Annotated in this window: 23 protein-coding genes, 1 tRNA gene and 1 pseudogene; 8 read left to right on the forward strand and 17 right to left on the reverse strand. The window is 62.0% G+C overall.

The genetic code is table 11. The features are described from left to right. Positions 1-80: 80 nt before the first annotated feature. Positions 81-167, reverse strand: a tRNA-Leu gene (locus PspCFBP13509_RS15515). A 251-nt stretch (positions 168-418) separates the two neighbouring features. Here PspCFBP13509_RS15515 and PspCFBP13509_RS15520 point away from each other — a divergent pair. Both PspCFBP13509_RS15520 and PspCFBP13509_RS15525 read left to right on the forward strand, forming a co-directional pair. Beyond that, positions 419-856 (forward strand): hypothetical protein, encoded by a 438-nt coding sequence (locus PspCFBP13509_RS15520; protein WP_235865590.1) that lies wholly within the window; start codon positions 419-421, stop codon positions 854-856. Between the two features lie 95 nt (positions 857-951). Next, on the forward strand, positions 952-1,143 hold the full coding sequence (locus PspCFBP13509_RS15525; RefSeq protein WP_027606617.1) for a hypothetical protein: 192 nt from the start codon (positions 952-954) through the stop codon (positions 1,141-1,143). A 44-nt stretch (positions 1,144-1,187) separates the two neighbouring features. Here PspCFBP13509_RS15525 and PspCFBP13509_RS15530 read toward each other — a convergent pair. Continuing rightward, positions 1,188-1,382 (reverse strand): annotated as a pseudogene (locus PspCFBP13509_RS15530) (hypothetical protein); the annotation flags it as partial. A gap of 116 nt (positions 1,383-1,498) precedes the next feature. Here PspCFBP13509_RS15530 and PspCFBP13509_RS15535 point away from each other — a divergent pair. Then, positions 1,499-1,957, forward strand: coding sequence for a GFA family protein (locus PspCFBP13509_RS15535; RefSeq protein ID WP_137212289.1), 459 nt, complete (start codon positions 1,499-1,501; stop codon positions 1,955-1,957). A 2-nt stretch (positions 1,958-1,959) separates the two neighbouring features. On the opposite strand, the gene PspCFBP13509_RS15540 is transcribed toward PspCFBP13509_RS15535, so the two are convergent. From PspCFBP13509_RS15540 to PspCFBP13509_RS15575, 8 genes are all read right to left on the reverse strand, one after another. After that, a complete protein-coding gene (locus tag PspCFBP13509_RS15540; RefSeq protein ID WP_137212290.1) occupies positions 1,960-2,487 on the reverse strand; it encodes a DinB family protein in 528 nt (175 codons plus the stop codon). A gap of 94 nt (positions 2,488-2,581) precedes the next feature. After that, positions 2,582-3,403, reverse strand: a complete 822-nt coding sequence (locus PspCFBP13509_RS15545) for a hypothetical protein (protein WP_137212291.1) — start codon at positions 3,401-3,403, stop codon at positions 2,582-2,584. Positions 3,404-3,422: 19 nt separating this feature from the next. After that, positions 3,423-3,770 (reverse strand): DUF2493 domain-containing protein, encoded by a 348-nt coding sequence (locus PspCFBP13509_RS15550; RefSeq protein ID WP_065927468.1) that lies wholly within the window; start codon positions 3,768-3,770, stop codon positions 3,423-3,425. Positions 3,771-3,835: 65 nt separating this feature from the next. After that, positions 3,836-6,550 (reverse strand): magnesium-translocating P-type ATPase, encoded by a 2,715-nt coding sequence (gene mgtA, locus PspCFBP13509_RS15555; protein ID WP_137212292.1) that lies wholly within the window; start codon positions 6,548-6,550, stop codon positions 3,836-3,838. Between the two features lie 725 nt (positions 6,551-7,275). Further along, positions 7,276-7,887, reverse strand: a complete 612-nt coding sequence (locus tag PspCFBP13509_RS15560; protein WP_027606610.1) for a LysE family transporter — start codon at positions 7,885-7,887, stop codon at positions 7,276-7,278. Positions 7,888-7,971: 84 nt separating this feature from the next. After that, the gene (locus PspCFBP13509_RS15565; RefSeq protein WP_065946958.1) at positions 7,972-8,457 is read right to left on the reverse strand and encodes an arsenate reductase ArsC; all 486 of its coding nucleotides are present in this window, start codon (positions 8,455-8,457) and stop codon (positions 7,972-7,974) included. A 13-nt stretch (positions 8,458-8,470) separates the two neighbouring features. Then, entirely contained in the window at positions 8,471-9,754 is a 1,284-nt protein-coding gene (locus PspCFBP13509_RS15570; protein WP_065927471.1) for an arsenic transporter, read from the reverse strand. A gap of 19 nt (positions 9,755-9,773) precedes the next feature. Next, positions 9,774-10,130: a metalloregulator ArsR/SmtB family transcription factor gene (locus PspCFBP13509_RS15575; protein ID WP_065927472.1), complete on the reverse strand. Its 357-nt coding sequence runs from the start codon at positions 10,128-10,130 to the stop codon at positions 9,774-9,776. Positions 10,131-10,306: 176 nt separating this feature from the next. On the opposite strand from PspCFBP13509_RS15575, the gene PspCFBP13509_RS15580 reads away from it, so the two are divergent. The 4 genes from PspCFBP13509_RS15580 to PspCFBP13509_RS15595 all read left to right on the forward strand — a co-directional run bounded on the left by PspCFBP13509_RS15580 (position 10,307) and on the right by PspCFBP13509_RS15595 (position 12,121). Further along, on the forward strand, positions 10,307-10,522 hold the full coding sequence (locus PspCFBP13509_RS15580) for a hypothetical protein (RefSeq protein WP_025856028.1): 216 nt from the start codon (positions 10,307-10,309) through the stop codon (positions 10,520-10,522). A gap of 71 nt (positions 10,523-10,593) precedes the next feature. Then, positions 10,594-11,289, forward strand: coding sequence for an AzlC family ABC transporter permease (locus PspCFBP13509_RS15585; protein WP_027606606.1), 696 nt, complete (start codon positions 10,594-10,596; stop codon positions 11,287-11,289). Continuing rightward, positions 11,286-11,597 (forward strand): AzlD domain-containing protein, encoded by a 312-nt coding sequence (locus PspCFBP13509_RS15590; RefSeq protein ID WP_065927473.1) that lies wholly within the window; start codon positions 11,286-11,288, stop codon positions 11,595-11,597. Before PspCFBP13509_RS15585 ends, PspCFBP13509_RS15590 begins: the two co-directional genes overlap by 4 nt. A gap of 170 nt (positions 11,598-11,767) precedes the next feature. Then, on the forward strand, positions 11,768-12,121 hold the full coding sequence (locus PspCFBP13509_RS15595; RefSeq protein ID WP_027606604.1) for a hypothetical protein: 354 nt from the start codon (positions 11,768-11,770) through the stop codon (positions 12,119-12,121). A gap of 144 nt (positions 12,122-12,265) precedes the next feature. Here PspCFBP13509_RS15595 and PspCFBP13509_RS15600 read toward each other — a convergent pair whose 3' ends face one another. From PspCFBP13509_RS15600 to modA, 6 genes are all read right to left on the reverse strand, one after another. Continuing rightward, entirely contained in the window at positions 12,266-12,970 is a 705-nt protein-coding gene (locus tag PspCFBP13509_RS15600; protein WP_065927474.1) for a YoaK family protein, read from the reverse strand. A gap of 69 nt (positions 12,971-13,039) precedes the next feature. Then, positions 13,040-14,662, reverse strand: a complete 1,623-nt coding sequence (locus PspCFBP13509_RS15605) for an ABC-F family ATP-binding cassette domain-containing protein (RefSeq protein ID WP_137212293.1) — start codon at positions 14,660-14,662, stop codon at positions 13,040-13,042. Positions 14,663-14,786: 124 nt separating this feature from the next. Beyond that, positions 14,787-15,836, reverse strand: coding sequence for a DNA topoisomerase IB (locus tag PspCFBP13509_RS15610; protein ID WP_065927476.1), 1,050 nt, complete (start codon positions 15,834-15,836; stop codon positions 14,787-14,789). A 78-nt stretch (positions 15,837-15,914) separates the two neighbouring features. Then, positions 15,915-16,994: a molybdenum ABC transporter ATP-binding protein gene (gene modC / locus PspCFBP13509_RS15615; RefSeq protein ID WP_065927785.1), complete on the reverse strand. Its 1,080-nt coding sequence runs from the start codon at positions 16,992-16,994 to the stop codon at positions 15,915-15,917. Between the two features lie 5 nt (positions 16,995-16,999). Continuing rightward, positions 17,000-17,680, reverse strand: coding sequence for a molybdate ABC transporter permease subunit (gene modB / locus PspCFBP13509_RS15620; protein ID WP_065927477.1), 681 nt, complete (start codon positions 17,678-17,680; stop codon positions 17,000-17,002). Further along, a complete protein-coding gene (gene modA, locus PspCFBP13509_RS15625; protein WP_137212294.1) occupies positions 17,681-18,454 on the reverse strand; it encodes a molybdate ABC transporter substrate-binding protein in 774 nt (257 codons plus the stop codon). A 232-nt stretch (positions 18,455-18,686) separates the two neighbouring features. Between modA and PspCFBP13509_RS15630 the strand changes: the two genes are divergently transcribed. Next, complete coding sequence (locus PspCFBP13509_RS15630) at positions 18,687-22,436, forward strand: hypothetical protein (RefSeq protein ID WP_137212295.1); 3,750 nt, start codon at positions 18,687-18,689, stop codon at positions 22,434-22,436. On the opposite strand, the gene PspCFBP13509_RS15635 is transcribed toward PspCFBP13509_RS15630, so the two are convergent. Further along, entirely contained in the window at positions 22,433-23,503 is a 1,071-nt protein-coding gene (locus PspCFBP13509_RS15635) for an NAD(P)H-dependent flavin oxidoreductase (protein WP_137212296.1), read from the reverse strand. The genes PspCFBP13509_RS15630 and PspCFBP13509_RS15635 overlap by 4 nt on opposite strands. Positions 23,504-23,519 lie beyond the last annotated feature (16 nt).

The following is a 23,519-nucleotide window of genomic DNA, read 5'->3' on the forward strand; positions in this document are numbered from 1 at the left end:
TTGCGGTGCAGGGTCTAAAATTGCGGAGCCAAAAAGATAAGGGCCTGCATGAAGTTCATCATGCAAGCCCTTGATATATATGGTGCCCGAACCCGGAATCGAACCGGGACGCCCTTACGAGCGGGGGATTTTAAGTCCCATGCGTCTACCAGTTTCGCCATTCGGGCGGTAGCGCGTTGTTACAGGGTTGGGAATATATAGATCCAGGCGCTTCGACGCAAGGTCGGTCTGCCGCTTTCTTGCATGGACGGCGCCTGAAAAAGCTTGGCAGATCAGTGATCTACATCGGCTTTAACAGGCGAGCCGGAGGATTCCTACAGTACGGGAACAAGCGGTATAAATGACAGTCATAGCAATATGCCATCTCGGCAGTCTGGAAAGGAATCGGTTGATGCTCAGTGTTCGCAGGCGCTATTGGATGGTTATTGCAGGTGTCGTGGGACTGTTGGCCGGTACGGCACAGGCTGGGAGTGCGGTGAAGTGGGGGGATTTCAGCGCGTCAGGCGGTGATCGGTTGACGGGGACTTCGCTGGAGGCGGGCAATCAGTATGTGTTGAAGGCGTCGAGCATTTCGGTGGGGGATATTGAACAGCTGCAGGCTGCGCAGAAACGTACCGAGAGTGAGGTGCAAGGCCTGAAAGGCAAGCTGGAGGGGCAGGACCGCGCGTTCGATGAGTTCAAGCGCAGGGACGGTTCGAGCGCCAGTTCCAGTGACAGCCAGTTGGCGAGCCTCAAGCGCACGGTCGAGGATCAGAACAGCACGATCGAACGGCAGAAAAGCGATATCGAAGGTTTGAAGCGCAGCCTGGATGATCTCAAGCGCAGCGTGGATACCTTGAGCAGCAAGGTCAAGTAGCCTGGCCGCATGCGACATGCGGTCGGTCATGAGCCTGGATGCGGGTGTAAGGTAGGGCGTGCAACGCTGGGAAATCTCAGGAAAGCGAGGTGACTATGAGCGCTCCACTGCTGAAGAAGCTGCATCTGAACGGGTACGACATTGTGCAGGTCAATTTCGGGCCATGGCGGGTGTGTACGCCCCAGGATCGGCTGGCGTCCTTCAATTCCCGTGAACAGGCACTGGCGTATGCCGCCACGTTGCCGGGTTACCAGGCACGCAACAGGCCGGTGTCCAATGATGATTGATTGAAAACGAAGCCCCGGTTTGTCCGGGGCTTCTGCGTTTCTGCTTATACGAAAGGCTGTGCGCCGAAGCCGCGGGGCAGGCGCTGTCGCCCTGGCAGATCGGTCAGGCGCTGCGTCCAGGCACTGCGCCAGTCGGTGCTGGTGTGGGTCTTGGCCTGGCGCGAAGCACGGCGTGCGGCGTTGCGCTGGTTGCGGCGCGCTTCCTTGTAGGCATCGGTGTTGCGGCAGGTGCGACACTTACCTGAGGTTACGACCCCCATGGGCGCAGCAGCGTTCGGTTTTGCCCCTGGACCTGTTCAACACCCCCGCCTCGGCGCTACCCTGCCATGCCACTGATCATGAAAAGGAGTGTGTGATGAGCGTCGAGCCCCTGCCCCGGGAAGGCAGTTGCCGTTGTAACCGGGTGCGCTTCAGCGTGAGCCAGGCGCCGGTGATTACCATGGCGTGCCACTGCACCGGCTGCCAGAAGATGACCGCCAGTGCGTTCTCCCTCAGTGCACTGATTCCCGCCAGCGCGTTCACGGTGACCCAGGGCTGCCCGGTGGTCGGCGGCCTGCACGGGGTCGATCGTCACTATTGCTGCCCGCACTGCATGAGCTGGCTGTTTACCCGCCCCCATGGCATCGATGAGTTCGTCAACGTGCGTGCGACGCTGTTGGATAATGCTGCGGAGTACGTGCCCTTTATGGAAACCTGGACCCGCGAAAAACTGGCCTGGGCTACCACGCCGGCAGTCGAAAGCTTCGAGCAGTTGCCGCAACCCGAGGACTTTGCACGGTTGCTGCAGGCCTATGCCGAATTCAGCGCTCGCTGAGTTCAGTCAATCAAGGCGAGCAGGTCCGTATCGCCCACGTCCTGCCCGGCCTGGGTCAGCAGCGTGGTGACCTGGCCTCGATGGTGGGTCTGGTGATTGAAAAAATGCACCAGCAGGGCGCCGAATGTCTTGCTGGCCGCCGCGCCGCGCATGTTGTGGTAGTGCAGGCGATGGCCGAGGTCGGGTTCGCGCAGGGTGTGCACCCAATCGATGATCAATTGGTCCAGCCAACGCCGCCGGGCGGCGAGTTCACCCAGGTCGGCGAACGCCAGTTGCTTGAGGTCCGACGGCGCGGCGATGCTGTTCAGCGGCGCCAGCGTCGCGTAGCCGGCGGGGTGCAGGGCAAAGCGTTTGAGCCAGACGGTGTCGCCCAACGTGAGATGGTTGAGCGTGCCGAAGACCGAGCCGAAAAACGCTTGGCGGTCCACGCGCAACTCATCGTCCGTAAGCCTGGCAGCCGCGTCATAGACCTTGCGGTTCATCCACTGGTTGTAGGTCGCCAGCAGCGTCATTTGTTCGATACGGTCCACGTGCTTTACCCCTCGTTGGCAATGGTGCCGCCATCATAAGGTAATTACCTGGACGACCCGCCACGGCAACTGCACCGGGAGCAGCAGGCCAGGCCTAAAACCTGAGCGTCGCACCGGTGGTCAGCCATTGATTGCGTTCACCGCCCAGGTAGCGCCCGAGCACCAGGTCGACGTCGACAAACTCCCCGAAGTGCAGGCGCGGCCCTGCTTGCCAGGCCTGGTCACCGCCTTCCTGGCCGTAACGTTCAGCGATCAACGTGAGGGCATCCATCAGTTGATACTCGACGCCGGTGCCCCAGCTCAGGCGCTGGGTTTGCTCGCCGTCGTTGTAGGCATGGGCCCAGCCGGCATTCAGGTTCAAGCGCAGGGGCGCCAGCGGTTGCCAGGTCAAGGGGAGGGTGAAGTCGGCGCCGTCGAACCCGTGTCGTCGATCAAGGGCAAGATGCGCCCCGGCGGAGATCGCCATTTCCAGCCCCAGGTCTTGCCGTGACAGCACCTGCGCCTTGAGTTGCGGACTCACCTGGGTCTCGCCCCGGCCTGCGCTGTCGGCCCGTGACAGCGCCGCGCCCCACTGCACCGAAGGCAGTACGCTGAACGTGCACGCGGGAGACAGCGTTGCCGTGTGCGTGTTGCCGGCGTGCCGGTCGGCGCTGTACCAGGCGTCGAGATTGCAGGCACCCGGTGCGTTGATTGCGCCGTCATCGACCACATAGGCGCCACCGGCGGCATGGGCCTTGGACACCAGGGCAATTAACAGGATCGAACCCAGGGTGATACCGATAAACAGCAGGTTGCGCCGCAGCGCCCGCTGTTTTGCCGGCGGCAACAGCAGCAGGGTCTGGCGCGCGCCGCGATAGTGCCGCGCACGGTATTTGGCAAACCCGTCCGGGCGCTTCGGGGTGTGTTTGTTGTGCATGATGCACCTCGCTTGAATGTCAGTTCTCTACGGTCAGCACCGAAATGCCGCTGGCCCTGGCCTGGCAGACCAGCTCCGACGTGTCGTCACCACCTGGCAGCGCGATGACCACGTCCGCGCGGCTGTCGGTCAGCATGAAATGGTTGCGCTGGCGCTCCGCCTGCTTGCCGTGGCGTTGCCAGTTGGGCGGGTAGCGCACCACGTCGATGCCGAGTTCCCGCGCCCAGTCCTCGATGGCGCTGCCGAGGAACTGGTTGCCGCCGTGAATCAGCACCTGCACGGGGCGCAGGCGGTGGTAAGCGTCCAGCACTTGGCGGGACTTTTTGCAGTCGGCGTAATGACGACCGGCACAGATCAAGACGCGCATGATCCTATTCCTTGTAATGCACGGTGGCGGCCGGGCGACCGCCACCGTTTAAACGGCGGGGGAACTCAGTACCACTGCTTGAAGCGGCGGATGTAGAGGGTTTTCATCAGTTGGGCCACGCAGCAATAGCTGAGCAGCGTGCCGACCAGCCACGGGAAGTACGCCAGCGGTAGCGGTTGCAGGCCCACCAGGGTGCCCAGGGGCGAGAACGGTACGTAGATGCCCAGCGCAATCACCACGCCGGTCATCATCAGCACCGGCCATGCCGCCGTGCTCTGGAAGAACGGAATCTTGCGGGTGCGCAGCATGTGCACCACCAGGGTTTGCGAGAGCAGGCCCTCGATAAACCAGCCGGACTGGAACAGGGTCTGCATTTCCACGCTGTTGGCGGCGAACACGTACCACATCAGGGCAAAGGTGGTGATGTCGAAGATCGACGAGGTCGGCCCGATCCAGATCATGAAGCGGCCGATGTTCCTGGCGTCCCACTTGCGCGGTTTGGCCAGGTACTCCTTGTCCATCTTGTCCCACGGCAGGGCCAGTTGGGAGATGTCGTACATCAGGTTCTGCAGCAGCAGGTGAATCGACAGCATCGGCAGGAACGGGATGAATGCACTGGCCACCAGCACCGAAAACACGTTGCCGAAGTTGGAACTGGCGGTCATGTTCAGGTACTTCATGATATTGCCGAAGGTTTCGCGGCCTTTGAGCACGCCTTCTTCCAGCACCATCAGGCTCTTTTCGAGCAGGATGATGTCGGCCGATTCCTTGGCGATGTCCGTGCCGCTGTCCACCGAGATACCCACGTCGGCATCCCGCAATGCCGGTGCGTCGTTGATGCCGTCGCCGAGGAAGCCGACGGTGTGGCCGTTGGCTTGCAGGGCCTTGAGCACCCGGGATTTCTGCAGCGGCGTGAGCTTGGCAAATACCGTGCGCTCCTCCACATGGCGCGCCAGGGTGGCGTCGTCCATAAGCTCGATCTCCACCCCCAACAGCGGCCGGCCTGGTTCGAGGCCGACCTGGCGGCAGATCTTGCTGGTGACCACGGCGTTGTCGCCGGTGAGGACTTTGACCGTCACGCCGATCTGCTGCAGGGCTGCAATCGCCGGGCCGGCGGTTTCCTTGGGCGGATCGAGGAAGGTCAGGAAGCCCTGGATCACCAGGTTGCGCTCATCGGCGGTGGTGTACTGCTGGCGGGCCAGGGCCTTTGGAATGTTGCGCGTGGCCACCACCAGCACGCGGAAGCCGTCTTCGTTGTAGTCATTGGCGATCGCCAGCAACTCCTCGCGGCGGTGCTCATCCAGAGGCACTGCACTGCCGGCCTCCATCACGTGGGTGGCAATGTCCAGCATCTCCTCGACGGCGCCTTTGCACACCAGCAGATGGTCGTGGACAGCGTCCTTGACCACGATGGAGAGGCGACGGCGCACAAAGTCGAACGGCAATTCATCGACCTTGCTGTAGGCAAACGGCAGCTGGAACCTCGGGTTCTGCTCCGAGAACTGCACCACGGCCTGGTCCATCAGGTTTTTCATGCCGCTCTGGTGGTAGCTGTTGAGCCAGGCCAGGGACAGCACCGCATCATCGCGCTGGCCGAAGGCGTTGAGGTGATGCTCGAGGATGATCTTGTCCTGGGTCAGGGTGCCGGTCTTGTCGGTGCACAGCACGTCCATCGAGCCGAAGTTCTGGATCGCGTTGAGGCGCTTGACCACTACTTTGCGCTTGGCCATCGCCGTGGCGCCCTTGGCCAGGTTGGCGCTGACGATCATCGGCAGCATTTCCGGGGTCAGGCCCACGGCAACCGCCAGGGCGAACAGGAACGCATCGCCCCAGTCACCCTTGGAGAAGCCGTTGAGGAAGAACACGATCGGTACCATCACCAGCATGAAGCGGATCAGCAGCCAGCTGACGCTGTTCACCCCGCGATCGAATGCGGTCTGTACCCGGGAGCCGACAATCGCCTTGGCCAGGGAGCCAAAGTAGGTGCGCGGCCCGGTCGCCACCACCACAGCTTTGGCGCGGCCGCTGACCACATTGGTGCCCATGAAGCAGATGTTCGGCAGGTCCAGCAGGTTGCCCTGGTCGGCGGCGACCGGCCCGGCGGATTTTTGCGTGACGTCGCCGAGGGTGTCGTACTTCTCCACCGGCAAGGCTTCGCCGGTGAGCACCGCCTGGCTGATAAACAGGTCCCGGGACTCGATCAGGCGGATGTCGGCAGGGATCATGTCACCGGCCGACAACTGCACGATATCGCCGGCCACCAACTCGCGCATCGGCACTTCGCGCAGGGTGGGCTGGCTGCCCACTTGCTCACGGCGCAGCACCGTGGCAGTGGTGCGGACCATGGCTTTCAAGGCTTCGGCGGACTTGGTCGAACGGTGCTCCTGCCAGAAGCGCAGCAGGCTGCTGAGCAGGACCATGGTCATGATGATGACGACCTTGGTGGGATCGGCTTCTTCACCGTCCTGCATCGGCAGCCAGCAGTCGGTGAAAAAGCTGATGCCGCCCAGGGTCAGCAACACGTAGATGAACGGGTTGTTCAGGGCCTGCAGGAATTGCACGATGGCGTGAGGCGGTTTGTCATGGGCCACTTCGTTGTGGCCTTCCCGTTGCAGACGGGCAGTGGCGTCCAGTTCAGTCAGGCCATCCTGGGTGGCGCGTACGTTGGCCAGGGTGGCCGACAGGCCGTTGTGGGCTTCGCGGGCGGCACGCATCGACAGTTTGGTGTCGCTGGCGGTGCCGGTTTTCTTCTGCAGTGGCGTGTTTTTTACGGCGCTCATTGTCTGTGCTCCTGTCGCCAATTCTCGACAAAACATACCCGGTACTTACCTGAATACAGGCGAGCGAAAGCATGCCGAGTCGCTGACTTCGCGATCGGTTTAAATAAGGTGCTTGGATAACTTCTACAGGCGCGTTAGTTATAAGGCGCGCAGCGAACTACAACTGGAAAGTTTCATAAAGAACTCCAGGGACTTAATCAGGAAGTTATTGTTTCAGCGGGATTGAACGGCGCGGGCGCTCAGCACTATCCCAGGCTGAAAAGCGGCGGTCTCTGCGGGTCTTTGGGGGAGGGGGCAACGCAGGGCGTGCGTCGTGGCAGAAAAACCACGCGGGCATGGCAACGCTTGGCTCGCAAGGCTGCGGCCAGTGTGGGTACATCGGGCAAAGCAAGGGTTGGGAAGGTCATAACACACCTCGGGACCGGACGGGCGACCGGCGAGGCAGTTACGGCGGAGCATCAAGCTCCAGCGCAGCTTACCGGACCGGGGAGGCGAGTCCTGTCATGTTCTGGATTGGGCGCCCGACGCCCGCCAGGGCGGTGCTCGGACAGCGACTGGATACTGTGTCCATTGGCTTCTTTTGTGAGGGTTAAAAAAGGCCCCAGTTGCGGGCAGGGGCAATCTACTCAGGCAGTTACAAAATGTCAACGCATGATTAATTAAATAGCCCGGTGTTCAGAGTTCATTCAGACAAGAGGCACTCGAAAGTTACCCGATATATAACTTCATACGCCCTGTGCGGCGAGAACGGCCAGATAGATCAGCACTAAACCGCAGGCGCCATAACTGATGCGTTGCCACATGGGCGATGCATTCTTGCGCAGCAGGTTCACCAGTGCGGCGATCAGAAAGCATGACAGCACCGAAGCCAGCATGAAGCCGGCGAAAAACATCAGCGTCTGCCCATGGCTGGGCGTAGCGCCGACGATGCCTGACAGCGCGCTGCCCAGCGCCCCCCAGTAGACGATGTTTTTCGGGTTGGCCAGGGAAATCGCCGCGCCCACGGCCAGCGCATTTTGTCGGGTGCTGGCCGGTGCATCATCGGCTTCGGGCAAGTGCCAGGCGTCGATCAGGCTGCGTACGCCCAGCCACGCCAGGTACAGCGCGCAGATGATCGTCAGCGGCACGCGCACGGCGTCATGCTGGATCAGCAGTGCGATGCCGGTGAGGCCGATCACTGCCCACACGGCATCGCCTACCAGCGAGCCAAACTGAACCAGCAAGGCGGGTGTGAAACCGTGGAGCAAGCCACGGCGCAACGTCTCCGCCAGCACCGCACCGGGGGAGAGGCAAAACACAAAGCCGAATACCAGTGCGTAAAAAAAGATCGTCAGCATGCCCGCGTCCTTTCAGGAAAGTGCGAGAGCATACGCTGGCAGAGGGATGGGAATCCATATCGCCGCAGCGGATTCATCCAGCCGTCAGGAGGTGGCCATTTCCAGCAGCGCTATGCGCTCGAGTTCGACCTTGAGCTCGCCAGGGCTGAGGCGGGCAAAGGGCAGGGCGAAAAACGCCCGGCAACGGCTGGCGATGGTCTCCAGCGTGGCATCGAATGCCGCCTGGATGCTGGCCTGGTCACCTTGAACCTCCGAGGGATCTGCCAAGCCCCAATGCGCCTTCACCGCCGGCCCGAAATACACCGGGCAGGCTTCGCCCGCCGCCTTGTCGCAGACGGTGATGACCACATCCGGCGGGCTGTCTTCAAATGCGTCATTGCCCTTGCTGTACAAGCCTTCGGTGCGGATACCCGCCGCCTGCAAGGTGCTCAGGCTGCGCGGCAGGACCTGGCCCTTAGGGAAACTGCCGGAGCTGACCGCGGCAAAACCCTGCGGGGCCAGGTGGTTGAACATCGCTTCGGACAAGATGCTGCGACAGCTGTTGGCGGTGCACATGAACAGGACTTTCATTGCGGTTTCTCCGTTAGATGCTCAGGCGCAACGCGAGGGCGGCGAGGGTGATCAGCAGCACCGGCAAGGTCAGCACAATCCCGACCTTGAAGTAGTAGCCCCAGGTGATGGTGATGCCTTTGCGCGCCAGGATATGCAGCCACAACAGGGTGGCCAGGCTGCCGATGGGGGTGATTTTCGGGCCCAGGTCGCTGCCGATCACGTTGGCGTAGATCATCGCGTCCTTGACCACGCCCACGGCATGGCTGGATTCGATGGACAGCGCACCGATCAATACCGTCGGCAGGTTGTTCATCGCCGAGGACAACAAGGCCGTCAGCACGCCGGTGCCCATGGCCGCACCCCATACGCCGTAAGTGGCAAAGGTATCGAGCCAGGTCGCCAGGTAGGTGGTGAGGCCGGCGTTACGCAAGCCGTAGACCACCAGGTACATCCCCAGGGAAAAGATCACGATCTGCCACGGGGCTTCCTTCAGCACCTTGCGCGTGGAGATCTTGTGGCCCTTGGCGGCGATCACCAGCAGGAGCACGGCGCACACTGCGGAAATCGCGCTGATGGGAATGCCCAGGGGTTCCAGGGCAAAGCAGCCGATCAACAGGATGCCCAGCACCCACCAGCCGGCGCGGAAGGTGGCGCGGTCGTGGATCGCGCTGGCGGGGTCTGCCAGGTCGGCGGGGTCGTAGGCCTGGGGAATATCGCGGCGGAAGAACCACAGCAGCACCGCCAGGGTGGCGGCGACACTGACGACGTTGACCGGCACCATGACCGCGGCATATTCGTTGAAGCCGATCTTGAAATAGTCCGCCGAGACGATATTCACCAGGTTCGACACCACCAGGGGCAGGCTCGCTGTGTCGGCGATAAATCCCGCGCCCATCACAAACGCCAGGGTCGCCGCCGGCGAAAAGCGCAGTGCCAGCAGCATCGACATCACGATGGGGGTGAGGATCAGCGCCGCGCCGTCGTTGGCAAACAGCGCCGACACCAGGGCGCCGAGCAGCACCATATAGGCAAACAAGCGCCGGCCACGCCCGCGCCCCCAGCGCGCCACATGCAGTGCCGTCCAGGCAAAGAATCCGGCTTCGTCCAGCAGCAGGCTGATGATGATCAGTGCGACAAACGTCCCGGTGGCATTCCAGATGATGTGCCAGACCGCCGGGATATCCGCCAGGCTGATCACGCCACAGGCCAGGGCCAGGATCGCGCCCATCGTGGCGCTCCAGCCCACTCCGAGCCCCTTGGGCTGCCAGATGACCAAGACGATGGTGAAAATAAAAATGGCGACTGCGACAAGCATGAATTAACGCTCCGGTGGCTCAGCAGCAGGTGCTGGCTCGTTGTGGTCTGTCGCCCATTGCATCCAGACGCTGTGCGTCGCTGTGCAACCATGGCTGGTTGGCTTGCAGGGTGATGTCCAGCACCTGGTTCACCCAATCGGGCAGTGCCGGGTTGACGCGGTAGTAGATCCATTGGCCCTGGCGACGATCCAGCAGCACACCGCAACTGCGCAGTTGCGCCAGGTGGCGGGAGATTTTTGGCTGGCTGTCGTCCAAGGCATGGATCAGTTCGCAGACGCAAAGTTCGCCTTCACGCTGAATCAATAGCGTCAGGCGCGCCCGAGTGGCGTCGGCCAGGCATTTGAACAGGGTGGGCGGTGTAAGGGGATCCGACATGACCATTGCCTATATACATATGGAAATTCGAATATACGTATGTCCATATGTTTCGGTCAAATCCTGTTTCAATTGATATGGATCAAACCTCGGGAAAACTGCCACAAGTGATTGAAATTAAAATGAAACACGAATGTCCTAAAGTGCCTCCCCATTGCTGATGAAGGAAGACCCGCGTGACCCGTGCCACTCGCAACCTGCGCAAAACCCTGGATTCCGTCGCGGAAAATAACGAAACCGCGGCATTCGACCTGATGCGTGCCGTTGAAAAACTCGGCGATGAAGTGCTGCGCCAGCGCTTGCTCAACACCATTCACCGGCTCAACCAGGACGCTCACGAACTGCGTGAAGCGCGGGACTCGGTGGAGCAGGTGTCGGTCAGGCTCGCCTGAGCAAGATCGTTCAAGACAAGCTCCATCTTGCGCTGGCATGCTTGTGGACTGTCTGTCGATGAGCCGTTTCCATGCCTGCTGCCTTACCTCATTACGCCTTCGCTCGCGGTGCAATCGCCGTCATTCCCCTGTCCCTGGCCTGTGCACCCTGGGGGCTGCTGGCCGGTTCCATGGCCATCGATGCGCAATTCACGCCACTGCAAGCCCAGGGCTTGTCCGCCATTGTGTTTGCCGGCGCTGCGCAGTTGGTCGCCATTGGCATGGTCAAGAGCGGTGCCAGCCTGATTTCCATCGTGTTGACCACCTTGCTGCTGACCTCCCAGCACCTGCTGTATGGCATGCACCTGCGCCCGATTCTTTCGCCGCTCAAGACCCGCTGGCGCATGAGCCTGGGCTTTCTGCTGACCGATGAGTTCTTTGCTCTGGTCAACCACTATGACCGTGAAACCTTCAATCGCTGGTACGCCCTGGGCGTTGGCCTGACGTTTTACATCGCCTGGAACCTGTTCACCCTGGCCGGCATCGTGCTTGGCAAAAGCATCCCAGGCCTTGATCAGTTGGGCCTGGAGTTCTCCATCGCCGCCACCTTTATCGCGCTGATCACCCCGGTGGTGCGCGATGTGCCGACGGTGGTCTGCGTGGCGGTGTCGTTGTTGTTTTCCGTATGGTTGAGCTTCCTGCACTGGGAGTCGGCCGTGGTGGTGTCGGGTGTGCTCGGCATGAGCGCAGGGTTTTTCTGTAAACGCCTGGGGGTTGGGCAGCGATGATTTACCTGATGATTGTGGCCATGGGCCTGGTGGTTTTTTTCAACCGTTATCTGTTTATCGAGCCGCGCCTGCCGGTGCGCCTCAACCGTGGGGCACGGGAGTTTCTCGGGTTTGCGGTGCCGGGCATGCTCACGGCGATCTGCGGGCCGATTATTTTCCTGGCTGATCACCAGCTCAACCTGAGCCCGGCCAATCCGTATTTGCTGGCCGGTATCTGCGCCGTGGCGCTGATGTTCTGGACGCGTAACGTATTGATGACCGTGCTGCTGAGCATGGGGTTGTTCTACCTGTTTCGCGGGTGGCTCTGAAGCGCAGGCGAAAAAAAGCCCGCGGGAGGGCGGGCAGAAGGACACTTCTAAAAATGAGCCAGGCCACTATAGGCGGCATATTCTCCCTCCACAGTGAAACAAAATTCATGGGGGCGTCAGTCAGCCTTGCGGCAATGGTACAGTCGCGTTTTTTCCAACGAGGCAATGGCATGCACAAGGTGGTAATGGGCGCATTGGTATTGACGGCACTGGCCGGTTGCGCGGGCTCGAAGATGAACGAGGCGCGCCTGGGGGCTCCCTACAAGGCCATGGCATCGGACAAGGCCACGCTGGTGGTTGCCGAGTGCATCCAGTTTGGCTGGCAGGATGAAAGCGTGTTTGGCGTCGACGCCGGTGGCTTCAAAGAGCCGAACGGGGCCGGTGGTTTCACCGTCTACACCACCGGTGGCGATTACTTCGTCGACGTGCAAAGCGCCGGTGCCGGTTCGTCCGTCAAGTACTACGCCGTTGAAGACACGATGCCGGCCAAGCGTCGCTTGGCGGCACTCGCGACCTGTCTGTAATACGTTGCCTTAGTCATTTCAGGAAACGCCCGGCGGGACAGCCGCCGGACATTCGCTTATGATTCAATCCGCCCGCCCGACATAATGGCTCTTTACCAGTACACGGACGTCGAGGCCTTACCGTCGGGCGGGCACCTTTAGTCTTTATCGCGGCATAAAACCCAAATGCCAGCGCCGGGGAATCTTCAGCGACACCAGCCCCAACACGCCCGCGAATACACCGCTGACCACCAGCGCCCTCAGCCCCATGTGCTGCTCCAGCAGCGCGCCAATCACCGCGCCGACAAACATCCCCGCCCACGGAATCAGTTGCACCCGCCAGCCGTTGCGGCGTTCCCCCAGCATCCAGCGTCCCAGCCCGCGCCCAAAGCGTGACAGTGCCCCGGTCACGTAGGTCAGCCCCACCGGCAAGCCGTTGACCTCTTCCACGGCTGCGTTGAGCATGCCCATCGCAATGATCGCCGCCAGCAGCGCCGGCAAGGTGTCGGCGAAGGGCAGCAAGGCTGCGCCGCAGAGCAAGGTGGCGATACACAGCAATAGGGGCAGGGCATGGCGCCGGCTGAGACGGCCGACCACTACGCCCAAGGCGTTACCGGCGACAAATGTGGCGACCAGCAACAGCAGGCGTGCGGTCAAGCCGAGATCCCCCACACTGATGGCCACGGCCAGGCGCGTGGTGTTGCCGCTCATGAACGAAACAAAGTCGCCGCTGGCCATGAAGCCGATGGCGTCAGTCATGCCCGCCAATACCGAAAGGCTGGCCACCAGCATCAGGCCGACGCGGCCGCGCCAGCGCTTTTGATGGGCCAGTGCGGCATTGGCATAAGGCTTTTTGGGCGAAGGCAGCATAGGGCCGGGTTCCTCGGTGAGATTATCCGGCCACTACCCTAGGACGCTTTGATTGCGCGCGCAATGACCTCAGACACACTCCAGGCGCCAACCCTCAGGTTGCCAGAGCAAGCGGTGGGTTGGCCCGAGCGCCTGGATGAACGCCTCATCATGGGATACAACCATCATTGCCCCGCTGAAGCCCAGCAGCGCCTGTTCAAAGGCGATCACCGATTCCAGGTCCAGGTGGTTGGTGGGCTCATCAAGCAACAGCAGTTGCGCGGGTGTTTCACCCCACAGGGCAATCGCCATCGCGGCTTTCAACCGCTCGCCGCCGCTGAGGTGCACGGTCGGTTGGGTGACCCGCCGGGCATCCAGTTGCAGCAAGGCCAGGCGCGTACGCAGTTCGGCTTCGGGCAGCGGTGTGTCGAGCAGGTTGAGCTGTTCGACGAGGGAGCGTCGGTCATCCAGCAGCGCCTGGTGCTGGTCGATATACGCGCAGGGCACCGGCACCGAGCACTCACCGCTGGCGGGCTGGCAGTGGCCGGCCAGTACCTTGAGCAGGGTGGATTTGCCGCAACCATTCGGTCCTTGCACAGCCACGCGCACCGGCCCTGTGAGGTTGAGTGTGAGGGCGGGATGCTCCAGCCAGGGCAACCGGACCTCCGTCAAGGCCACGACCTGTCGGCCATTGGGCACGACCGACCCCGGCAAGGCCAACAGGGTCGGCGTTTCATCCACCACGCGCTCGTAGGCTTGGCGCACCTGCTCATCCAGCACGTGTTTGTAGGCGTGATGGGCACTGCGCACCGTGCCGACGACTTCGGTGGCGGCGCTTTTCCAGCGCGCCTTGGTAAACCGGTCCACATTGGCTGTCTCTGCGTGCTTGCGGGAGCGCGCCGCCTGGCGTTGCAGGCTGTCATGGTCTTTCTGCACGCGCCGGCGTTCGCGGTTGCGTTCAAGGCGTGCGTGCTCCAGCGCCGCGACGGCGGCGTGTTGTTCGGTGTCGCGCTGCAGGCGATAGGCATCATAGTTGCCGCCGTAGACGTGAGGGCCGAGTGGGGACAGTTCAATGATGCGCCCGAGGGTGTTGAGTATTTTTCGGTCGTGGCTCACCACCACCAGGCCGCCACGCCATTCCTGCAACAGGTGCAGCAGCCACCGGCGGCCGGCGCTGTCGAGGTGGTTGGTGGGCTCATCGAGCACCAGCAGTTGCGGTGCGGCCAGCACGGCGCCGATCAGCCTGAGCCGCGCCAGTTGTCCTCCACTGAGTTGATCGGCCGGCGTATCGACACCCAGCTGCGCAAGGCCTGCCGTATCGAGTGCGGCGCGCAAGCGTTCGGCAAGGTCCCAGCGATTGTCGATCAACTCAAGGTCATCGACCTGCGCCGTCCCTGCCGCCATGCGTGCCAGTGCCGCCAGCACGGGCGTGGTGCCCGTCAGGTCAGAGAGGGTGTCTCCCGCTGCAACCGCCATGTCCTGGGGGACATAGGCCACGCTGGCCGAGCGCTTGAGCGAGCCGGAGGAGGGGGACAACACGCCGGCGATCAATTGGGCGAGGATACTTTTGCCCCGTCCATTACGTCCCACAATCCCGGTGGGCGTGTGGTCGATGGACAGGTTCAGGTCGTCCAGCAATGTCTCGCCATTGGCGAACTGGAAGCACAGGTGTTGCAGGGAAACCAATACGGGTAGCCGGTTGACGTCAGTCATCAGCACCTCCAAAAAATGTCGGACAGGCCAACAAGCGCGCCAGGCGGCTCGTTGCAGGTACATTCTGGAAGGCTTAGTGATTCACGTCGGCGGTCGTCCCGGAAGTCAGAGGGGGGCCAAGAGCCTAACCCTCCTTGGCATTGCCGGGCAAGTCGGCGGCCAGTTGTTCAAGGAACATCGCCAAGGCGACTTCCTCGGCCTTCAGGCCTTTGCGCCCCCGTGGCTTGGGCAATCTGGACAATTCGCCCAGGCTGAAATGCTCCAGCACGGCCGGGTGGATATAACACTTGCGGCACACCGCAGGCGTATTGCCCAGTTGCCTGGCAACATCCTTGACCATCGCCACCACATGTCGCTTGGCGTCGGATTCCGGTTGCCATTCCAACTCCCGCAGCACCGCCAGCGCCATGGCGGTGCCGGCCCAGGTGCGGTAATCCTTGGCAGTGAAGTCGGCACCGGTAAGATCGTGCAGGTAGGCGTTGACGTCATGGGAGCTGACGGTGTGCCGCTCGCCGTCTTCGTCCAGATACTGGAACAGGTTCTGCCCCGGTAACTCCAGGCAGCGCTTGACCACCGTGGCCAGGCGCCGGTCCTTGACGCTGACCTGGTGCTCCACGCCACTCTTGCCGCGAAACTGGAACTGGATCTCGCTGCCTTTGACATCCACATGGCGGTTGCGCAGGGTGGTCAGCCCGTAGGATTTGTTGTCTCGCGCATATTGGGTATTGCCGACACGGATCAGCGTGGCGTCCAGCAGCATCACCACCGTGGCCAGGACTTTTTCGCGCGTGAAGCCGGGTTCGGCGATTTGCGATTCGAGCTGTTTGCGCAGTTTCGGCAGGGCGTTGCCGAACTCCTGCAGCCGCGCGTACTTGTCGCTGTCACGCACCTCACGCCAGCGCGCGTGATAGCGGTATTGCTTGCGTCCACGGGCATCGCGGCCGGTGGCTTGCAGGTGCCCGCGCGGGTCGGCGCAGATCCACACATCGGTATACGCCGGAGGGACGGCGAGGGCGTTCAGGCGCTTGATCTCATCGGCATCCCGGATGCGCTCGCCCTTGGCGTCGAAGTACTGGAACTTGCCGCGCACTCGCTTGCGGCGGATGCCGGGCTGGGTGTCGTCAACGTAATGCAGGTCGCGGGGCAGGTCGGCGGGCAGCGCGGAGTCGGGCATGGTGCAGGTTCCTTGGCAACGGATCAGGCCGGTATTCCTGATTGACCGCAGCCGTGTGCGGTCGTGCCAAAAGGTTTCTTATGCCAGCACGGCCACCGCCTTGATCTGCGCCCACAGCGCCTGGCCGGGGTGCAATTGCAACTGGTCGCGGGAGAACCGCGTGATCCGCGCCAGCAACGGCGTGCCATCCGCGTCCAGGCGCACCAGCACATGGGCGCTGTTATCCGCCGCGATCTCCTGGGTAACCGTCACCGGCAGGCGGTTGAGGATGCTGCTGTGCTCTCCGGCGTGCAGGCTGAGGCTGACGTCGCGCGCCTGTACCTTGACCCGCAATGCCTTGCCCAACGCCAGCGGTGCATGGGCCACGCGCAGGTGCTGGGCACTGTCGGGCAGTTGCAGCGTGAGCAGATGGTAGTGATCGTCGTAGGCGCTGACGCTGCCGTTGATCACCACGCCCGCGTCGTCCCCCAACGCCAGGGGCAGGTCGAGCCGCGCCAGGGTGTCGCCGATGGGACCACTGGCCAGGGCCTTGCCGTCGCTGAGCAACACGATGTGATCGGCCAGGCGCGCCACCTCATCCTGAGCATGGCTGACGTATAGCACGGGGATGTCCAGTTCGTCGTGCAGGCGTTCCAGGTAGGGCAGGATTTCGCTTTTACGCTTGCTGTCGAGGGCGGCCAGGGGTTCATCCATCAACAGGAGTCTTGGGCTGGTGAGCAGGGCCCGGGCGATACCGATGCGCTGACGTTCACCGCCGGACAAGTGTTGGGGGTGACGCTCCAGCAGATGGCCGATCCCCAGCAACTCCGTGGCCTGGAGCATATCCACCCGGCGTTGCGAGCGCGGGATGCGCTTGAGGCCGAACTCCAGGTTGGCCCGCACCGATAGATGGGGGAACAGGCTGGGCTCCTGGAACACGTAGCCGAGCGCGCGCTTGTGCGGGGGCACGAACAGGCCGTTGCGGCTGTCTTGCCAGACTTCATCGTTGATCTGGATAAACCCATCTTCGGCCCGCTCCAGCCCGGCAATGCAGCGCAGGCAGGTGGTCTTGCCGGAGCCGGAATGCCCGTACAGCGCAGTCACCCCTCGGCCGGGCACATGCAGGTCCACGTCCAGGGCAAAGCCTGTGTACTTCAAGTTCAGGCGCACATTGATCATCGGCATCAACTCCAGCCCATCCTGGTTTTACGGCTGGAGTAGAGCGCCAGCAACACGAGGAACGCGAACACCACCATGGCGCCGGCCAGCCAATGGGCCTGGGCATACTCCATGGCTTCGACATGATCGTAGATCTGCACCGAGACCACGCGGGTCTTGTCGGGGATATTGCCGCCGATCATCAGCACTACGCCGAATTCTCCGACGGTATGGGCAAAACCCAGGATGGACGCGGTGATAAACCCCGGGCGCGCCAGGGGCAGGATCACCGTGAAGAAGGTATCCCACGGATTGGCGCGCAGGGTCGCGGCCACCTCCAATGGGCGTGTGCCGATGGCGGAAAAGGCGTTCTGCAACGGCTGCACCACGAACGGCATGGAATAGATCACCGAACCGATCACCAACCCGGCGAAGCTGAAGGTGAGGGTGCCCAGGCCCAGCCATTGGGTGAACTGGCCGAAGTAGCCGTGGGGGCCCATGGTCAACAGCAGGTAGAAACCGATGACGGTGGGTGGCAGCACCAATGGCAAGGCCACCACCGCGCCAATGGGACCGCGCCACCATGAACGGGTGCGCGACAGCCACAGGGCAATCGGAGTGCCGATGACCAGCAGGATCACGGTGGTCAGTGACGCCAGTTTGAGGGTCAACCAGATTGCGGAAAAATCGGCACTCGACAGGGGCATTTACTTGCTCAGTTCATAACCGTAGGACTGGATGACGGCGGCGGCTTTCGGCCCTTTGAGGTAGTCGACCAGTGCCTTGGCTGCAGCGCTGTCCTTGCCCTTGTTGAGGATCACCGCGTCCTGTTTGATCGGGTCGTGCAGGGCGGCCGGGACGATCCAGACCGAGCCGCTGGTGACTTTGCCGTCTTTATAGATCTGCGACAAGGCCACAAAACCCAACTCGGCGTTGCCGGTGGAAACGAACTGAAAGGCCTGGGTGATGTTCTGGCCTTCGACGAGCTTGTCCTTGACCTGCTCGGTCAACCCTTCCTTGGCCAATACCTGGGTGGCGGCGAGGCCGTAAGGCGCGGCTTTCGGGTTGGCGATGGACAGGTGCTTGAATTCATTCCTCTTCAACACCTCGCCCTTGGCGTCTACATAACCTTCCTTGGCCGACCACAGCGCCAGGGTGCCCACGGCGTAGGTGAAGCGCGAGCCCTTGACCGTGTCGCCTTCGCTTTCGAGCTTTTGCGGGGTGGTGTCGTCGGCACTCAGGAACACTTCGAACGGCGCGCCGTTCTTGATCTGGGTGTAGAACTGCCCGGTGGCGCCGTAGGCTGCGACCAGTTTGTGGCCGGTGTCTTTTTCGAAGTCGGCGGCAATCGCCTGGATCGGTGCGGTGAAGTTGGCCGCTACGGCCACCTGGACTTCATCGGCGTGGGCCGCTGCGGTCGCGAGCAACGCAACCAATGCCGCCAGGCACGTGGGTACAAAGCGAGGGGTATTGAAAGTCATGAACGGCTCCGTTTGAGAAGGTGCAGAACCTGGTACCGATTATAAGGGACGGGCGCTGCCAGGCGCTGTATGTATAGGTATATAGCGTAAAAATGGCAAGGGAAATCCATCCTTGGAATCGATGTCGGCGTGCGGTCGAGATTTCCTCCCGTCGACACCCCCATGGCTGACAGCCGGGCGCTGGTCGCAACGCGATAGTGAGCGGCGTATTGATCTGAAACGGAAGCACATCATGGGCAAGGAATACGCTTACATCGACGTGGGCGCGACAAACACCGAGAGCAGCGAGGCTTACACGCAAGCATGGATAGAGCGGGTATTGGCTCAATCCACGCTGGAACCTCAGGCCAAGGCACTGATCCGGGCGGACGCCCTGATCCCCGTCGAATTCTCGGTATTCGATACCGATGACAGCCAGCGACAGCCGATCATTGTCGAGAACGAGTCGTTGCCGCTGTGGCACATCCTCAACGATCGGTTTCCCTGGCAGGCATATGCCGGCAAGCAGCAAAACACCGACAGCGTACAAACCAAAGTCCTGATGCCGTATTTCTACGGTGAGGTGGCACGGGAGCTGAATTTCACGCGATTTTTCCTCGGTCGCATCCGCGTCGGTGGGCAGATCCACGCGGGCTTTTGGGTGCAGCATGAGTTGATGATGCCTTACCAGGCGGTACTCAAGACCGAGGTGGTGGTGCTATCGGTGTGGAACACCCACGCCGAAATGATGGCGGAAATCTGGTTCGACCTGCCTCCCACATCCCGGGGGGCCAACCAATGGCCCAAGGCGATCAGCCTGGAGTGGCCGGGCATGCGCATGGGTGTGCAGTCGGGCAGCCGCTTCGAGTATTCAGCCGATACGAGCCAGAACCGGCTGTGGCTCAAACCCTTCGAAGAGCCGGTGGGGGTTGCGATCTTGAGTATCCTTGCGCGGTGGACACTCAAGGACGTGCAGCTGCCAGACACTCACATAGAGCCCAATCAATTGCTCAAGGTGACCCTTGGCAATCTTCCAGGCGGTGCGCCAGCGCTGGAATACTCGATCACCGTCGCCCAGGAATATCGAGCGTCAGGACGCTGGCAATATTATCTTGCGGTCTATTTGAATCACCGTTGTCCTTGGGTGAACTGCGGGGTGATGGATGAAGAGGGCGTGATCCGCGCACAAAGTGACCAGCAGAATGTCTGGTTCGTGCGCAGCGACGCCTCCCAGGCGTCTTTTTCGATACAGATATTGCCTGGGGACCTGGCGCAGTGGCTGGAGGGCGTGCCGACGTCGATACAGCCGGTTACGCCCCCCAAGGCCTGGCAAAAATGGGACAACCTGCTGAGCAGTGTGTGGAACGCCGAACTCTCCAAGGACTATATCCAGAACCTTATCGAGCGCTGCCTGAACAAGTCCGGGCTGCCGCAACGGACGCAGGATCGGTTCAGGGACGAAAAACGGTTTCGCTATAAATACCAGGTGGGCTACCCGGTCTATTCGGCGGGCATGACCGCCTATGCGCCACCGCGCTACAAGCATTTTTCTTTCTTGCAGGTGCTGACGGGCGAGCCGCAGCGCACGGCGTATTTCCAGGAAACCATCGCCAACATCCATGTCAGCGGGGAACCGCTGTCGAGCGTGGAAGTGCGCACCCTGGGCCGCTTGCGCGACATCCTGTATGAAACCTTTGTCGCCGATATCGACGAACTGGCGCGCAACACCGACTACAAACAACTGTTTGGCGAAACCTGCGAGGCCTTGGCCAAGGTCCGCGCGGCACAGTTCCTGGTCGATGATGCTGAGCAGGATGTGTCCCTGCGTGAACTCGCCCATCGTTTTCTGAAAGGGGAAGTCAAGCCGCGCCTGCTGCTGTTCCGGGAAAAAGTGGTGCCCAATGCGTTGGTGCTCAAGCTCAGTTCACAGAAGGCGCTCCTCATCTCACTGAACATGGCAGAGCTCACTTGGGCGGTGTGGCAGCCCAGCGGCGTGGCGGGGCACCCCAGTGACGACTTGATGCGGTTTATCACGCACCACCTGCCATTTCCGGAAAAACTCAGTGTGGAGCGCTCGGATTTCTATCCGCAGAAAAAGCGCTACGGCTATCACTACCGCCGCGTGCCACCGCAGCCGGTGGCTTTCCGGGAGGTGACGAACATCAACGATGCGCTGTATGAGATCGGTATCGGCGAACTCAAGCACATGATGAATTACGCGGTATTTTCCTCCGATGAAGAGCGGCGCCTGGCGAAATGGGGCCTGTTCAAGGTCGCTACCCGCGCGGTGTCCAGCCTGGTGATAGCGGCGGTCGGTCCCGCTTCGGGCGTCGGGGCTTTGCTGTTGTCCGGCGGTGTCGGCCTGATCGCCAATGTCGCGGACGCAAGCTTCTCCTACCAACTGGCCCGCAGCATGGACCGACCCGAGGATTACGCCGCCTATGTGTATGAGTGCAAGTTGGGCGTCTTGCTGGGCGTGGTGGAGCTGGTTGCCGACGTTACCCTGGCCAGGGGGCAACTGCGCACGCTGTTGAAACGGTCGGCCCAGACCGGGAAGTTGCTGTTGCCGGCCTTGAGATCCCGTGAGCGCCCGGACCCCCCTGTTTCCCTGGAACAGGCGAGCGCCTCCACGTTATTCCTGCCCACATCAGCGGACCTGCTGGGCATGCGCGGTCGTCTGGAAAAGCTTTATCGCGACGCCAATAAGCTGGCCGAATTGGCGGGCGACTCCGAGGCTTCGAGTACAGGCGGCTTCGTTGAGTCCAAGCGCTGTGCGGACTACCTGTCAAGCCAGTCCTGGGACGTACAGGCTATCGGCGTCTTGCTGTTCGCCGAACCGGACGACCCGCGTCCCCAGTGCCATTTCGCCCTGTCGGTTCGCAATGAAAGTGATGCGGCGGTGCTGGACACGGGGTTGGGGAGCCTGGACCCTTCGGCGCAGCAACTGGCCTATTTTGATTCCATCGCCGGTTGGGAGCAGCGCGTGCAGCAAGCACCGGCGTCGAGCGGCAAATTGGTGGTCTACAAGCTCTACGCCAACGTCATCGAGGCCAGCCATGAGCTCAACACGGTGTTCCGGCTGGGAGTGAGTTGGGGGCGTTTCTTCAATACCGGCAGCTATTCGGTCCTCGCGTGTCCGCAGCGATTTATCACCGCCATCCAACGCCAACTGCCCAGGTTATGGGATGTGCTTTCCCGGGAGCTGCCAGGGGGCGCGTCGCAGCTGACGACGGCGTTGCAAAATACGCCGCAGCCGTTCGATCACGCCGGCCTGTTGCTGCAGGTCAGTAACCTGCGGGGCTTGATCGATGAATCCGAGGATATGTTGCGCCGTACCGTTGGGGTGCCTGTGGTTGGCAACCTCAGGGCGCAACTGCTGGGGGCTTTCCGGAGCTGGCGCCACGAGTCGCTGGAAGAGTATGTGGAGCTGATGGACAGCGTTATCGCAGAAGAGGCGGAGTTGGTGCGCGGAGCATTGGTTCACCTGGACCAGTTGCAATCGGGCCTCGCCAGCCCGATTGCCACGGCGGAGAACGCCCTGGTCGATTGCGTCGACTGGATCGCACTGCGGGCCGGCCAGGAAGACGACGACTGGCGCAGTTTGCTGCGCAGCGAAATCGAACGCTATGTCACGGGGGATCGCGCCAGTGCGGACCTGTGTACAAGGGCGCAACTCGACTACCTGCACCAGACGCTGGCCGCCCATCGCGAAGTGCAGATACACCACGTACTGGGGGCCAGCTACGAACGACTCTCCATGAGCACCGGCCAGGCGCTGTTTGCTATCGGGCTGAAGTTGATCAACGCCATGGCCACCCATCGGCAGTCCGATTGCTTCTTCGCCTTGATCATGACCTGCCAGCCCTACAAGAACAGTAACGAGCACTTCGCCCGCATCATCTACGGTATCCACGCCCTGCGGCAAAAGCGCTTCATGGTACTGACCCAGGCCCACGAAAACCGCCTGAGCGGGCTACGACCTGCGGAACCTGTACCGCTCTAGTCCGGCGTGCGGGTAAGCGTCTTGAGGGCTTGCGCGGCGAGCAGCGTGGTCAGTTCGCGCGTCGACAGTGCGTGCTTGAGCCCGACGGCCTGCCCGGCCCACTGAGAGCCAAAACCGGCTTCCTCCCTGGCCTTCAATGGCATCAGCGCGCCGCCTGCCAGAGGAAAGGCCGGCGCCGCCGGGTTCACCGGGCCCAGCTCACGCATCAGGCGATTCAAGAGGCCACGGGCAGGGCGTCCGGTGAACAGGTTGGTCAGCGCTGTGCCACTGGCCTGGGCCGTCAGCAAGGCCAGATGGTGGGCCCGGCTGAGCGTCGCCTCCGGGGTGAACAGGTACGCGGTGCCGATCTGCACCGCCGAGGCTCCGAGGACGAAGGCCGCAGCAATACCGCGCGCATCGCCGATTCCGCCGGCGGCGATTACCGGGACGCTCACTGCGTCCACCACTTGCGGGACCAGGGCCAGCGTGCCGATCTGGCTGCTCAGGTCCGAAGCCAGGAACATTCCCCGATGCCCGCCGGCCTCATACCCCATGGCGATAATCGCGTCGCAACCGTGCCGCTCCAACCAGATCGCTTCCTCGACCGTGGTGGCCGAGGACAGCACCTTGGCCCCGGTCGCCTTGACACGTTCCAGCAGGTTTTTTTCCGGCAGGCCGAAATGAAAGCTCACGACCTCGGGGCGGTGTTGCTCCACCACTTCGCAACTGGCGACGTTGAACGGGGCGCGATTGGAGACCGGAGTCGGCGCATCGAAATCGGCGCCCAGTTCGCGGTAGTAGGGTTCCAGCAAGGCCTTCCAGTGGCGATTGCACTCCTCATCCGGCTCCGGCGGCTGATGGCAGAAGAAATTGACGTTGATAGGCCCGGTACTGGCATGGCGCACGGTGGCCAGGGTTTCATGCAGTTGCTCGATGCTCAGCATCGCCGCGGGGATCGAACCCAGCGCACCGGCCTGGTTGGCGGCAATCACCATGGCGGCGCTGGTCGCACCGGCCATCGGTGCCTGGATGATGGGCACGTCGATGCCCAGCAAGTCGAGAATACGGGTGTCTGGCCAGGTGCTCATGGGACGTGTCTCCAGT

This window comes from Pseudomonas sp. CFBP13509 (assembly GCF_005233485.1).
In the GTDB taxonomy this organism is placed as follows: Bacteria; Pseudomonadota; Gammaproteobacteria; order Pseudomonadales; family Pseudomonadaceae; genus Aquipseudomonas; species Aquipseudomonas marginalis.